The 14,852-nt window shown below is 48.5% G+C and carries 13 protein-coding genes; all 13 read right to left on the bottom strand.

Annotation, left to right across the window (positions count from 1 at the left end; all coding sequences use genetic code 11):
* A partial coding sequence (locus SDD30_RS06015; protein ID WP_434074021.1) for a hypothetical protein occupies positions 1-244 on the bottom strand: 244 nt, incomplete at its 3' end.
* 1 nt (position 245) lies between these two features.
* Entirely contained in the window at positions 246-2,093 is a 1,848-nt protein-coding gene (locus SDD30_RS06010; RefSeq protein ID WP_434074031.1) for a polysaccharide biosynthesis protein, read from the bottom strand.
* A gap of 51 nt (positions 2,094-2,144) precedes the next feature.
* Positions 2,145-3,281 carry a DegT/DnrJ/EryC1/StrS family aminotransferase gene (locus SDD30_RS06005; protein WP_434074020.1) on the bottom strand — a complete coding sequence of 379 codons (1,137 nt, stop codon included), beginning with the start codon at positions 3,279-3,281 and terminating at the stop codon, positions 2,145-2,147.
* Between the two features lie 24 nt (positions 3,282-3,305).
* Entirely contained in the window at positions 3,306-4,034 is a 729-nt protein-coding gene (locus SDD30_RS06000) for an HAD family hydrolase (RefSeq protein WP_434074030.1), read from the bottom strand.
* A gap of 13 nt (positions 4,035-4,047) precedes the next feature.
* The gene (locus tag SDD30_RS05995) at positions 4,048-5,046 is read right to left on the bottom strand and encodes an ATP-grasp domain-containing protein (protein ID WP_434074019.1); all 999 of its coding nucleotides are present in this window, start codon (positions 5,044-5,046) and stop codon (positions 4,048-4,050) included.
* Between the two features lie 47 nt (positions 5,047-5,093).
* Positions 5,094-5,720, bottom strand: coding sequence for a sugar transferase (locus SDD30_RS05990; RefSeq protein ID WP_434074018.1), 627 nt, complete (start codon positions 5,718-5,720; stop codon positions 5,094-5,096).
* A gap of 282 nt (positions 5,721-6,002) precedes the next feature.
* Positions 6,003-7,253 carry a glycosyltransferase family 4 protein gene (locus SDD30_RS05985; RefSeq protein ID WP_434074029.1) on the bottom strand — a complete coding sequence of 417 codons (1,251 nt, stop codon included), beginning with the start codon at positions 7,251-7,253 and terminating at the stop codon, positions 6,003-6,005.
* Between the two features lie 60 nt (positions 7,254-7,313).
* Positions 7,314-8,450: a non-hydrolyzing UDP-N-acetylglucosamine 2-epimerase gene (wecB, locus tag SDD30_RS05980; RefSeq protein ID WP_434074017.1), complete on the bottom strand. Its 1,137-nt coding sequence runs from the start codon at positions 8,448-8,450 to the stop codon at positions 7,314-7,316.
* 4 nt (positions 8,451-8,454) lie between these two features.
* Complete coding sequence (locus SDD30_RS05975) at positions 8,455-9,570, bottom strand: capsular polysaccharide biosynthesis protein CapF (protein WP_434074016.1); 1,116 nt, start codon at positions 9,568-9,570, stop codon at positions 8,455-8,457.
* Between the two features lie 3 nt (positions 9,571-9,573).
* On the bottom strand, positions 9,574-10,593 hold the full coding sequence (locus tag SDD30_RS05970) for a polysaccharide biosynthesis protein (RefSeq protein WP_434074015.1): 1,020 nt from the start codon (positions 10,591-10,593) through the stop codon (positions 9,574-9,576).
* A 165-nt stretch (positions 10,594-10,758) separates the two neighbouring features.
* Complete coding sequence (locus tag SDD30_RS05965) at positions 10,759-11,913, bottom strand: glycosyltransferase (RefSeq protein ID WP_434074014.1); 1,155 nt, start codon at positions 11,911-11,913, stop codon at positions 10,759-10,761.
* A gap of 23 nt (positions 11,914-11,936) precedes the next feature.
* Positions 11,937-13,136 carry a glycosyltransferase family 4 protein gene (locus SDD30_RS05960; RefSeq protein WP_434074028.1) on the bottom strand — a complete coding sequence of 400 codons (1,200 nt, stop codon included), beginning with the start codon at positions 13,134-13,136 and terminating at the stop codon, positions 11,937-11,939.
* A gap of 85 nt (positions 13,137-13,221) precedes the next feature.
* On the bottom strand, positions 13,222-14,742 hold the full coding sequence (locus tag SDD30_RS05955; RefSeq protein ID WP_434074013.1) for a hypothetical protein: 1,521 nt from the start codon (positions 14,740-14,742) through the stop codon (positions 13,222-13,224).
* Between the last annotated feature and the right edge of the window lie 110 nt (positions 14,743-14,852).

The raw sequence follows: 14,852 nt of genomic DNA, 5'->3' as shown, positions 1-14,852 counted from the left end.
CAGCCGCATCTGCTCCCCTATGACCCTGGTATAACTCAACCGTTAAATCCCCGCGGCCTGCGGCGGTGCCACTGCCAGGCTGTAGCAATGATGTCCTCCAGTTCGGTATGCCCCGCCCGCGGGCTACAAACGGTAACCAGAGACTTTTCGTTGCCAACAAAAATAAAAAGAGACCTGCGATAATAATTAACAGACCCAGGCCTTTATGTTTTAGTGCTTTCATATTGTGGTGAACAGTATACAACCTACCCCACCTGCACCATTACCTGCCCCTTTTCTACCCTGAAGTCCGGCAGGACCAGGCGCAGGGCTTCGGCTACACCTTTCACGTCGGCGCGCCAGCCGGGCTGGGAGACCAGCCACAGGAAACGCTCCAGCCGGGCGGCGTCGATTTCCTCCGGCCGGGCGATAAAGATCCGCTCATGGGAAGTAGCATTAACTCCCTCCCCGGCCGTCAGGATTTCTTCATAGAGCTTCTCCCCGGGCCGGATGCCGGTGAAGGCGATCTCAATATCCCGCCCTGGCTCATAACCGGACAAGATAATCATACTCCGCGCCAGGTCGACGATCTTTACCGGCTCGCCCATATCCAGGACGAAGATCTCTCCGCCCCGGGACAAGGCCCCGGCCTGGATGACCAGCTGCACCGCCTCGGGAATGGTCATAAAGTAGCGGGTCATCTCCGGGTGGGTCACCGTCACCGGGCCGCCGGCGGCGATCTGGCGCTGGAACAGGGGCACCACACTGCCCCGGCTGCCTAGGACATTGCCGAAACGCACAGCGGCGAAGCGGGTTTTACTGCGCCGGGCTATCTCCTGGACCACCATTTCCGCCACCCGCTTAGAGGCGCCCATGATGCTCGTCGGGTTAACGGCTTTATCCGTGGAAATGAGGATAAAAGCCTGGCTCCCGTACCGGTCCGCGGCCCGGGCGACCACCCTCGTACCCAGGACGTTATTCTTGATGGCCTCCGGGGGGTTCATCTCCATCAACGGCACATGCTTGTGGGCGGCGGCGTGAAAGACCACCGCCGGTTTATATATACGGAAAAGCTGATCTATTGCCGCCTCATCTTTGACATCGATAACGGCCTGGGTGAGGCTGAGGTCCGGGCAGGTACGGCTTAATTCTTGGTGGATTTCATAGATACTGTTCTCACCGTGGCCCAGCAAAATCAACCGCGCCGGGCCAAAGGAGGCCACCTGGCGGCAAAGTTCCGAGCCAATGGAGCCGCCGGCGCCGGTCACCAGGACCACTTCCCCGGCCAGATAGCCGGCCATGGCCGCCAGGTCCACCTGGACCGGCTCCCGGCCCAAGATATCTTCGATCCTTACCTCGCGGATGGGGTCCACCTTAACCGTGCCATCCAGAAGGTCATACATCCCCGGCACGATACGTAAAGCGGCGCCGGTGCCGTGACAGATTTCCACGATCTCACGGATCACCTTGCCCCGGACGGAGGGCATAGCGATGACGATTTCCCCGACATTTAATTCTTCCACCAACCGGGGAATATCTTCCCGCTTCCCCAGGACAGGCAGCCCCAGCAGGCTGCGTCCCTGCTTGGCCGGGTCATCATCAACAAAACCGACCGGTTTCGCCCCGCTACCATTGTCATTGCCGTTACTACTATGGTTGCGGTATTCACGGGCCACCATGGCGCCGGCATCACCAGCACCGACGATCAGCACGGCTCGTCCACAATTACGCGCTACCGGGAAGCGATACTCGCGGAAAAGGCGCCAGGAAAGGCGGGAAAGACCCACCAGGGCGATAATTAAGATCGTCCACAGCACAAAAATACTGCGCGGCAGGGGAAAGGTACCGCCGACCATGCGGAAATAGGCCAGGGAAACGCTGGCCATGGAGCCAGCCAGGGTGGCTGTGACAATGGCCACCAGCTCGTTGATGCTGGCATACTGCCAGAGGCGATTGTAAAGACGGAAAAAATAAAAGGAAGCTATGTAAATACAGGTGGCAAAGGGAGCTATTCTTAAAGCGTCGTTTATGTAGGCAGGTTTGATAACGCCGTCGAAACGCAGCCACAGGGCCAGAAATAAAGCCAAATTGACAGCTACGGCATCTATCGCCATCAAGGCCAGGTTGCGGACAATCCTGTTCACGGCCTCTCCCTCCCCGGCTGTTTAGATTAAGGCCTCGGCTAGGGTTGACGCTACATAATCAACCTCTGCCGCCGTTAAATTATTATGAAAGGGAATGGCAATACTCGTCCGGCCGAAAGCCTCCGTTACCGGAAAATCGCCTTCGCGATAACCGAACTGGGAACGGTAGAAGGGCTGCAGGTGGATGGGGGTGAAATAGGGACGGCAGCCGATGCCAGCATCCTGCAAGTGCTGCATAACACGATCGCGCACCGCCGCCTGTTTATCCGGAGTTAGCACATCAACGCCGACCCGGATCACGTAGACGAACCAGCTCATACGGGTTACTTCCGGCGCTATGTAAGGCAAGCGGATGCCGGGTATCTGCGCCAGTTTCCGGTTATAAAGCTCCGCCACCTGCTGCCTTTTGGCGATAATCTCCTCAATCCTGCCCATCTGCGCTAATCCTAAGGCCGCCGAAAGCTCGTCCAGGCGGTAGTTGTAACCCAGGCGCTCGTGGTTTAACCAGACGCCCCCTTCACCCCGGCCCTGGTTACGCAGGCTGCGGCACAGCCCGGCCACTTGCTCGTCATCGGTGACAACCATACCACCCTCACCAGTAGTAATCTGCTTGTTGGGGTAGAAGGCAAAGACAGCAGCGTCGGCAAAAATGCCGCTGCCCGTTTTTTCGTCCTTGTACTCCGAGCCCAGGGCTTCGCAGGCGTCTTCGATTACCACCAAGCCATGGCGCCGGCCAATGTCCCGGATGACTTCCAGTCGTGCCGGCTGGCCGAAGGCGTCAACCGGTAAAATGGCTTTCGTCCGGGGAGTAATGGCCTCTTCAATAAGATTCGGATCTATATTTCCGGTTTCCGACTCAATATCGACAAAGACCGGCCTAGCCCGCTCATAAAGGATACAATTGCTGGACGCGATAAAACTGAAGGGCGTGGTAATAACCTCATCGCCCTCGCTGATGCCATAAGCCTTGATGAGCAAGTGCAACCCGCTGGTGCCACTGTTTACCGCGATACCATATTTGCGCCCCACATAGCTTGCTACAACCTCTTCAAACGCCATCATCTTAGGCCCCAAGGCCAGAAATGGCGAGCAGAGAACCTTGTTAACCAGATCTATCTCTTTGCTAGTTATATCTGGCCGGGAAAGGGGAACCTGCATTTAGAAAGCGCCTCCATCTGTGTCCTAAACAAGCGTAAGCAGGTCATACAAAGTCTCTATTTTATAATTAACGTTAATAAAACCTTCTTCAGGCTTCGTTTCCTTATATAATCCTTCAAAACGCCTAATCCAGGCAGTTTTGATACCAAGGCTAGAAGGACCAATAAAATCCTTTGCAGGGTTATCACCAATATAACACACATTGCCAGCTTCTACACTATAATAATCCAAGGCTTTTCTAAAAGCATATGGTGAAGGTTTCCAATACTTACGATCCGATCCCAGCTCATCGGTATATAAAATTAACTCCATCCATTTTTCTAATCCCAGGCTTTTTACCTTACGTTTTTGTGCTTCCCAGAAACCATCAGTTATAAGTCCTAAGCGAATACCTATAGCTTTTAATCGTTCTAATATACAAGACACTTCTTCGTATAACGAAATTTGAGGGTTGTGCAGGCGATAACATAATATCATTTCATTTATTATATCCTTTGGTGCCAATCGCGAAATCTTTTGGATAAGCTCCTCTGGATATTTCTCCGGGTGTAATAATAATCCTTCAATAAACCGATCAAAAACCTTTTTTTTATCATATTTAAAAAGCTCCTGCATAGCATTAAAAATCCTGTCCTGCATCTCTTCGGTATCAGCAAGCATCCGGCTGACTGCTCTAAAACCGCTCCATACATATTCTATCTCCGGATATAAAGTATCGTCCAAATCAAAGATAAAAACTTTTAACTCACTCATTTTTTCCACCCGTCTATAGCTCCATTAAAGAATATCCCAAAGGATCATTTTCTAAAGCAATAAAAAAGGCTTCGTCAAAACGACTCATTAATAAACCTCTCTGATACTGGCCAATCCTGGGCTTTACTTTTTCACCCCTTGCCAATGCAATAAGCATTTCAGGGAACTGGGCTCCTGCTGTATCAGCCAGAGGATAACCTCCACCAAAGCGCGGGTTTATTTCCGTAAAGACAGGACCTCCTCCAGTAATAAAACATTGAATGTTTATTGCTCCAAATGGCTTCAATATCTGAACTATTTTTGCCACATAATCATAAAATAGTCCATCATCAACCGTAATACCCCTTTCCACTTCTCCGCCCCGTATTTTTAAACGTTTTCGTGGAACTAATGATAAGAGTCCTCCCTGTCCGTCACCCATAATATCAAGAGTTACTTCCGGGCCAAGAAGCAATTCTTGAATGATAATATCGTTTTCCTTTGAAATATAGAAAGATAATTGATCTCTAGTATCACATTTTATTATCCCTTGACTACTCGATCCACAACGAGGTTTTATAATAACCGGAAAGCTAAGCTCATGTCTTATTAGCTTTTCTTGCACTTCCTCCTCCATAAAAGTTTGGGCAGCAGGAATATTATTAGAAGTAAAAAATTCCCATGTAGCCAATTTGTCATTTCCAATATTAACTGTTTCTGGAGAAGAGATGGCTACGATACAACCTATTTTATAAAAAATATCTTTACTACTGGCCAGCAAAGGCAACTCCGGATCAATTAAAGGTATAACTAAATCGATCTTTTTTTGTTCGCAGATATTAATTAATTCTTCTATATACCTGTCAGATGAGACGCGGGGCAAAATAAATGATTCGTCAGCTTCAATTAAGGTAGGAGCTGTGGAATCACAATCTGCCGCCATTATTTTGCTGCCTTTTAAATTCTCTACAGCACGCCGAAAAGCCCTGAGAAGGGAAACACGCCTTCCGGCAGAGGTTAAAAGTATGTTCATGTTGAGGTATTCCTCCAGCCCGCATGAATAGCTTCAAAAACAGCCTTTCAGCCACACATCTGCCCTGGCCCCTGCGAACCCCGGAACTCGGGCATGGTGGCATGACCGCCGGCGCTGATGCCTTCACGCTTCAACACTTTTATAAGAGTCAACCCCAAGATCTTGAGGTCCAATCCCAGGCTCCAGTTATCCACGTACCAGACATCCAGCTTAAACTTCTCCTCCCAGGTAATGGCATTTCTCCCGTTCACCTGAGCCCAGCCGGTAATCCCCGGCTTCACTTCATGCCGCCGCGCCTGTTCCGGGGTATAGCGGTCAAGGTATTCCATCAATAACGGCCGCGGCCCTACCAGGCTCATTTCCCCTTTTAGAACATTAAACAGCTCCGGCAGTTCATCCAGGCTGGTGGAACGCAAGAAACGGCCCAAGCGGGTCAACCGCATTTCATCAGGAAGTAAAAGGCCCTCAGCGTCCCGCAGGTCCCGCATAGTGCGGAACTTATAAAGAAAAAAAGGATGGCCACGCAGGCCCGGTCTTTCCTGGCGGAATAATACAGGTCCACCCATATTCACCCGCACCGCTAGAGCTATAACTATTATAAAGGGCGACAAAACTACCAGCCCAATGAAAGCCCCCAGAAAATCAAGCAGGCGTTTAAGCCATAATGAACGCATAATTTTTGGTCTCCGGCTCTCCTGTAAGCTCTATGGTCAAATTTCGTTTGACTCCAGGGCATGTGGATGTAGTTTTTCGTCAGGAAAGACAAACTTGTGAATAGTACCCCTGGCGTTTGAATCAGACTAATAATTAATCTTTTTCTCAGTATCAGAGAAATGGATAAATCCGTGTACACAGTCCCTTACCATATTTTGATGATATGACGACTCGTCGAAACCCTCCACCCAAGGCACCCCCACCTCGCCCTGATTTTCTACATCCGCATTACATCTTCCTGCTCAACAAAAGTTTTTCGAGCAACCTTCAAACATCGATCCCGACCTCTGATTTTTCTTCAAATGGGCAGTAATAATCTCGTAGGTTCTTGAAACGGTATAGTTTGCCTCCAAATATCTCCGGCCTGCCTTACCCATCTCCCGCCGTAAGGTCGGGTTGGAGGCGAGACGGTCAATTGCTGACATATACGCATCCAGATCGCCGCTCCGAACCCAGATCCCGCTACCTGATTCACGCAAGACATCCTTCAGGTCAGTATTCGGATCGGTTGCTGCTATTATCGGGATCGCCTCCTCCATATACGCAGTTACCCTCGACGGGAAATTGGGGATTGTGAACCTCGGGTCGAGGAACACCAGCCCGACGTCACACTCCAGTAGCAGTGTATAAAAATCATCCTTGGGCAAGGTTCTGAGCAGTTTTACGTTCCGATACGCTCTTGATTTTAGATGCTGTTCAATGCGATTGTATTCCGTGCCTGAACCGACAATTAGGAAGAAAATATCATTTCTGTTTTGGCCCCTATCGAGAATCTCAAGCAAAAACCCAATCCCCTGGGGGCGACCAAGATTACCGCCGAATATGAAAAGAACAACCTCCTCTGGAATGCCCAGGCTATTGCGGACTGTGGCAGCCCTCCCAGCCCGCCTATCTAAAGGATAGGGTTTGATACTGTTCGGACATTCCTCTACCTTGCTGGAGGGAACGTCTGGGTTATGCGTCAAGACGTACTTAACATTTGCGGCGGACATACAACCTATAAAATCGGATGCCGCGTAAAGTTTCTTTTCCTTATATCGAAAGTAGCGCCAGATTAAGGACCCTTTTCTCAGCATACCTAAATCAACTGCATTTTGCGGGAAAATATCTTTCAATAAGAGATAAGACATACAGCCATCCCGGCGCTTTACATACCTGACTACTTTCTCGAAGGTAACTGGGGGCGTCGAGTAAACTACCAGGTCAAATTTCACATTGTGTAACCATGCATTAATGGCACGGATAAACTGAAGTTCTAGGAGGAGCATGGAGATCCCCTTTTCGACCACAGTCGATTGGGTAAGATTGCCTGTTCTCACGCGAAGTACGCCAATTCCGTCCTCTAAAGCAAACCTGGTGGCTTCATTGGTACGTCGCTCTGCAGGGCATACAACGTAGACCTCATCCCCACGATCTCGAAACTCGCGCAGGAGGTCTGTATAGATGCCATGTTCCGAGATACTTCCTAGTTTAGCTATCGTCAAAAAGAGCACTCGCATTGCATAACCACCAGTCCTTTACGCTATCGCCTACCCTGGCCCAATTCTCATCATTTATTTAACCCGGGACTTCCGCCATACAAATTCATCAACGATCTTCGTGTAACTCTGGATCAATTTAACCACCTTAACCGATACATTCTCATCACGGTAGTCAGGAGGGAGTATGGCTTTCTCTCCATTTTCCCACATAGCACGGCATAGCTCAACTGATTGCACAATGTCCTGTTCACTGATACCGCCCACGACGATTGTACCTTTATCTAAAGCCTCAGGTCGTTCGGTTGAAGTCCTTATCAGCACTGCGGGGAAACCGAGTATAGCCGCTTCCTCTGACAGCGTCCCGCTATCTGACACTACGCAATAGGAATTTAGCTGCAGCTTGTTGTAATCGAAGAAACCGAATGGCTTTAGTTGCCTTATCAACGGATGGAATTTGAAACCTCTCTCCTCTATGCGTTTCCATGACCGCGGGTGCGTGGAGTAGACTAGAGGCATTTGGTATCGTTCAGCCACACAGTTGAGCGCTTGCATAAGAGAAAAGAAGTTCCCTTCGTCATCAATATTCTCCTCACGATGCGCAGAGACAACTATGTATTTACCGGGCTTAAGACCCAGTTCGTCCAGCACCTTGCTGTTCTGGATCTTCCCCATGTTCTTATGGATTACCTCTGTCATGGGCGATCCAGTGACGAATATGTGTTCCTTCCTTATACCCTCGGAAAGTAGATATCTGCGGCTGTGCTCAGTATACGGCAAGTTTATGTCACTGATATGATCAACAATCCTGCGATTTATCTCTTCCGGCACATTTTCGTCAAAGCAGCGGTTACCCGCCTCCATATGAAAAACGGGTATCTTAAGCCTCTTGGCCGAAATAGCGGATAAGCAGCTATTGGTATCACCAAGAATTAGAAGGGCATCCGGCTTCTCTTTTAAGATAACCTCATATGAACGCGCGATTATGTTTCCTATAGTCTCGCCAAGATTCTTACCTGCCGCTTCGAGATAATAGTTCGGTTCTCTTATCCCTAGTTCTTCAAAGAAAACTTGGTTCAGGGTATAATCCCAATTCTGGCCGGTATGAACAAGGATGTGCTCGAAATATCTATCGCATGCCTTGATAACCTCGGACAAACGTATTATCTCCGGCCTCGTGCCTACCACGGTCATTACTTTAAGTTTGCTCACAATATCATACCTCCAGGTAATATGTATCAGCTCTTTCCGGATTGAAAACCTCATCAGCCCAAAAAATTGTGATGACATCAGAATTACCAATGTTAGTTATCGAATGGGTATACCCTGCAGGAATGTCGACGACTTCGGGCGAGTCGCCCGACACCCGGTATTCAATAACCTTCTCGGAGCCTATCTTTCTAAACCTTATGACAGCCTCGCCCTCAATGACAAGAAACTTTTCGACCTTGGTATGATGCCAGTGATTACCGCGAGTAATACCGGGCTTGGTGCGAGAAATAAATATTTGGCCAAACTGCTTTGACTTTATGAACTCTGCAAGCCACCCACGGTCATCCTGTTTCTTCTCCAACAAGTAACTAAAACCATCCTCCGGTAAATAAGACACATATGTAGCATAAAGGTACCGCTCCAAATCGTCTCCAAAATTAGGCATCATCAGGTTGGATCGGCTTTCGGCAAAGGAGTACAAGATATCGGCCAGCCCTTGAAGTGTAACAGTGAAAGTGCGCGGTACATGGCAGAAACCATCGTTACCTATATGAGCCATGCCATTCATTGCAGCTATCAGCTCCGCCACCACATCGTCTATATAGACAAGCGTAAGCTTGGTAGCAGGGTTATTTATCTGAATAGGAAGTCCCCGGGCAATGTTATGGCAGAATGTGGCCACTACAGAATTGTAATTTGGCCTGCACCACTTGCCGAATACATTAGGCAAACGGTAAACATAGGCAGGTATACCGGTACGGTTTGACCATTCGAAAACGGCGTCCTCAGCAGCTTTTTTGCTTCTACCATATGGATTATCCAGTACCGCTTGTATTGACGAGGTCATAGCGATGGGTACCGCCCGCCCAGTGTTCTCAAGCATCTCAAGCAGTCTTATGGTAAAATCGCGATTACCCTTCTCAAATTCTTCCTGATACTGCGGTCGATTGACACCAGCCAAATGAAATACAAAATCGGCACGAGCAATGAAAGCAGCCAATTCCTCTGGGGTATTACCGAGATCGTAACGTAGTATCTCTATATCTTTATGTTGTTCCAGGGTCGCACAGAGGTTCTTCCCGATGAAGCCACCAGCGCCCGTAACAAGTATGGTTTTCACGCATCACTTCCTCCAATCTTCCAACTCCTGCTGGATGAAATCGAGGGTTAGGAGCTTGTCCTTAACTTGCTCAATATTGAGCCTTTCGGTATTGTGAGAAGTGTACTCTGACCCATAACTTATTTGTTCTTCCCCTTTTATGAAATACATGTCGTAGTTTAAGTCTCGTGTATCTGCGGGGATACGGTAATATCTCCCAAGGTCTTCTGCATGAGCCATCTCCTCGTGGGTCAGCAGAGTCTCGTAAAGTTTCTCGCCATGACGGGTGCCGATTATCCTAATCTCATTATCGGCGTTGAAGATCTCCTTTATGGCTTGAGCAAGGTCGCCGATAGTACAGGCTGGGGCTTTCTGGATGAAAATGTCCCCAGGAGCCCCATTTTTGTAAGCAAACAGAACCAATTCAACCGCCTCACCAAGGCGCATCAGGAAGCGTGTCATCCTGGGGTCAGTTACAGTCAGTGGCTGGCCGGCCTTTATCTGCTGGACAAACAGAGGGATAACCGAGCCACGAGAAGCCATCACGTTACCATAACGTGTACCGCATATTGTAGTTCTCTCGGGATCCACTGTGCGGGATTTTGCCACCATTACCTTTTCCATCATCGCTTTTGATATGCCCATGGCGTTTATCGGGTATACCGCCTTATCAGTAGAAAGACATACAACCTTTTTCACCCCGTAAGCTATAGCGGCATTCAGCACATTGTCTGTGCCTATAATGTTAGTCTTCACGGCTTCCATCGGGAAGAATTCACATGAAGGCACTTGTTTAAGGGCTGCCGCGTGGAAGACATAATCCACACCATGCATGGCAACAGCTACGCTATTATAGTCACGCACGTCACCGATGATAAACTTAACTTTGTTGCTTTTAAGCTCTCTCCGCATATCATCTTGTTTCTTTTCGTCCCTCGAGAAAACGCGAATTTCGCCTATATCGGTATTGAGGAATCTCTTTAGGACTGCGTTACCGAATGACCCCGTCCCGCCTGTGATGAGAAGAACCTTGTTCGTAAACATAGGCCTCAACAACTCCTAATCAGTTCGTTAAGTATAGTTAGTGTAGTAATATCGTGAGAATCACCTGATTGCCGGGCACCACTAAGCCCCGGTCCCGGCCCAGCAGGCGAACCTTGATGCCCGGTTCACAGACATATCACCGAGACAAAAGTAGAATTCGATTCTTTACATCTCCAATGCTAATAGAAGCAAGACTCGACAGGCCCGAACCAGATCAGGATCTTCTGAGAAGCTCCTTCCGTAGTCCCGTGCCCGCCAGGACATTTCACTAAATGCAGTCTGGTCCATGGAGACCAGCTCGTTTAACGCTGTATGGAATTGCACGGGCTCTGACAACGGCAGGCACCACCCAGCCTGTCTTGCAGCCAGTTGGCTCCACGGGGTCTGATCGCTGGTTAAAACAGGGCATCCTGTGTTCAATGCTTCCAGAATTACGTGTCCGAAATTCTCCCCACGTGTAGGGAACAGAAACAAATGATATTGGGAGAAAGTAAATAAAGCGCGGTCTGGAGTTATCGTCCCGCCATAGCTTACTCTAATATTATCCGGCAAAAGCTTGATCAGACGCTGACATTCTCCCCAATACACTTGGTCTTCAATAGGCCCGTAAATATCGAATTCTACCTTTCCATTGACCTCCGTTAGCAACTTAATAGCAAAGTCCAGATTCTTGTTGCGCGCAATACGGGACAGGAACACTATCCGTGCCGAGCCCGCCTGTTTAATAGGCCTTTCCCCTAGCTCGGAATCCCAAGGAGGAGAAGGGGGTAAATCTGAGGCTATTTGGATTGATGAAGTTCCGCTCATCGCCCTGCTGCCAAAGACTGAGACGATGTCTTTCATTTCATATTCGCTCGATGCCTGCCAGATAACGCCACCATACAAGCCTAAGGCCTTAGCGAAAGCAATATAAAGGTGCTTCTTAAGGCTCTTTATCGACAGAGCACCTGGAGAAAACTCTCCCCGAGGCGCTAAAATTATAGGTTTCTTAGGAAGTAACCGCATCCATCGCAATATGATTGTCTTGATGCTTAACCGTGAAAAAAAGCTGTTCAGATAGATCAGGTCATATGGGGTATCTCTTAAAAGCCGATGCAAGACGGATAAGCCTATTTCCGAGCGTGGTAGGTAAAGAACTTGTGCCTTACCCACCTGCTGCCAAGAGCCAACAGCAATACTAGGATATGGGTGCCCATCTCCCAAATCCCGGTCAGAAGTGATAATATGGAACTCAAAATCGTCCCCAAGCCGTTCTATCATATTAGCGATGGTCCGAATCGGCCCTCCGGCTTTATAGCCAGGAAGATAATAATCCAACACTACAAGGATCCTGGGCCTCAACTTTATTCACCGCCACATGAATCTATATTTCGAGCACCCTGTGCTGTTGCAATTAACTGCCCCAGGACGCGTTCACGCGAATAATATCTGGCCACCGTTTCGCGTAACGCCGTGGGATCATGGGATGGCAAAACACCCCTAAGAAAGTCAGAAAGTAAATGTGAGATAGCACGAACGCTGGTGTCCTCAGCCAGCCATCTCCTTTCAAACCGCCCCACCACCTCAGGGATCGCTCCAACAGGCGTTACAAGCACTGGTCTGCCACAAGCCAAAGCCTCTAGAGCTATCAAGCCAAAACACTCCATCTCTACAGTTGGCAATATGAAGGCATCTGCCGCCGCGTACATCGCAGGTAGTATATCTTCAGGCACAAAACCGGTAAAATTAACATACCCTTTTAGCCCTAGCTCCTCCGCCAGGGTTTCCAACTGTACCTGTAGCGGCCCCCCTCCTCCTATGACTAAATAGAACTCCCGCCCGGCGGACTTGACCTCCCTCAGGGCGTAAAGGAGCCTGTCAAGTCCCATGCGTGGTACCAAGCGACGTAGCGTGAAAAATACCGGAACATCCCTCGGCCACCCTAGTTGAGATTTCGCTGCTTCGCGATCTTGAATGATCTTAAACCTATCTAAGTCAACCCATCCAGGAATAACCTGGGTCCTACGCCGTATATCATCGCCATGGAGGCGCCCCAGCATGGCTTTTGTATACTCTGAGAAGGCCGTGATACAATCGGAACGTTCAAGGCATCGACCCTCGATCTCGTGATTCAAGTACGCAGCTATCACAAGCCCTAACCGCCGGGGCAGGCGGGCTCCCCTTCCAGTAGCTACCATCTCTAAGCGAACAGGCGAATGAACTGAATAACAGGTTCTAACCTTCCCACCATAAAGAGATAGAACGCCGTCGTAATGAAGTAGCGAATGCCCATGCACAAGGTCTACTTGGAAACCAACATAGCGGGCCAACAACTCCCTCGTCCTCTTTTGATGCGCCCAAATCCGTCGAGGGTTGAACTGCGCAAAATGGGGCGCTGGGTACCGCAAGACATGGAGCCCATCTTGAAAGCAATATTCAGGCTTACTCCCAGATGTATCTTGCGTAATTACCCATACCTCATGACCTGCCTTCGCCAGAAACACTGCCTCATCAAAGGCCAGGCGAGCAGACCCGCTGGGATGATCTGGGTAGTATTGTATCATGGGAATGATAACCCGCATGAAATTTCTCCTCCATGTTGTTTGGCGCTCTCGAGCAATGAATCGTCGGGAATACCCCTATTCCAAGCTAGCCTCCACTGATGCTTTTGTATCCTGGATAGATTTGCCCCCCTTGGGAATACCTCATCCGTACTCTCCCAAGGCCGCGTACAATGCCGACAGTTAGCAATAGGGTGAAAATGGTTATAACTATGCCGGTTAGAAATATCCCCACCCCGCTCTCAATATTAATCAACCGCGTAAATAAGATTGTATAAATAAATACACTACTAGTAGTCGGCCTTGTTAGAAGATAGTCGTATATGACCCGGTACAGTAATCCGAACAATAACATGCCAATGGCCACTCCTAAAAGATCGAAGTTCCATAATAGATCTCCTATGTTCATAACGCTAATAGAATTCTGAACGTCAACAGGTTGTTCCCAAAACCTAACAGCAAAAAGGCGCCCCACATCTAGATTGGGTTTGCCAGGCCAAAGCGCACGCGGAATAAATGCGAGGATAGCGTATCCCAATGTCTGCCCCCATAATCGCTCATGGCTCTCGGTAAGAAGCATAAGCGAGTCAAAGCCTAACATACGATTGAATACAAACCGAAGACTATCCCCAAAGTCAGAACTATTACTCCTGAAGGCAAGCCTTAAAGAATCGGTTAGGGAGGCTTCTGGTTGAACAAGTTGAGCTCGATAATAGCTTAACACCGGAATTAGGATAATCATAGTGATCAAAAGGCAAATCATGCCTATGATAGCAAACCGAGCCAAACTGACGCGCTTTTGCAGATAATGGATGGGTAAGATGACCATCCAGATTAGGCTTAGTAAAAATCCTCTCCACCCTTGTAATAGGGATGTTATTATGTATAACAGGACTAATATAGCACTCGCAGCTCTCTCCAGACGCTTTCCCGAAGAGACCGTCATTGCCAGATGCAACACTATACCAATCGGTAATAATGAAGCAAGTGTTTGAAGAAAGTTCAGATAGACAGGGATAACAATCTTACCTGTGGTTGCTGTACCATAGCCACTCAAGAAAAGCACAGTTTGACCTACAGAACCCAAGATGAGGATGACATATATTGGCCAAATTCTACCTAACGGAGCAAAGACCTTACGGCTTTTGGGTAACATCCGTGCAATAGATTTACTAACGGAGGAATAGTACCCAAACATCATTGCCGTAATTCCAACGATTACATATGACAACGTCGCAATGGCAACATCTGGCGAATATGAAGGTGCAACGCCCCAATAAGCCCCAAAAGCATCTCCTGGTATATGGTCTAAATAGATAGCTCTCACTCCAAAGTGTAGTAGATAAAGAAATGCTATGAACAATATGGGTTCTCCAATATCATTTGGTCTCCCTAAAAGACCATTCCGAACCAGTGGGAATACTGCTACAAGGAAAATCAAGGCAATAAGCATGTAAAGCAGCGGCTGTCCCCTATAAAAGCCATATGTGAGAATTAGTGAAGTCATCAAGAACCATACTGCTAGGACGTAGCTATGGTGCAATTTGCCAGAAGTTACCGGAGGATAAGTTCGGGCGCTTCTCACTTGATCTTCTAATATAACACCCATAAAACCCACTCCCGAAATATATATCGCGCTTCCCTACTGCCAGCTAGAGGTTCCCATGTCGTTTTATCTTCATTCTAGACAATATCTTTCCTAAACCATCCTTGTCCGAT

It is taken from the genome of Moorella naiadis (nom. illeg.) (assembly GCF_051020825.1).
Classification (GTDB): Bacteria; Bacillota; DSM-521; order Neomoorellales; family Neomoorellaceae; genus Neomoorella; species Neomoorella naiadis.
Note: the sequence above shows the minus strand (reverse complement) of the source record. Positions and strands in the feature narration are given on the sequence as shown.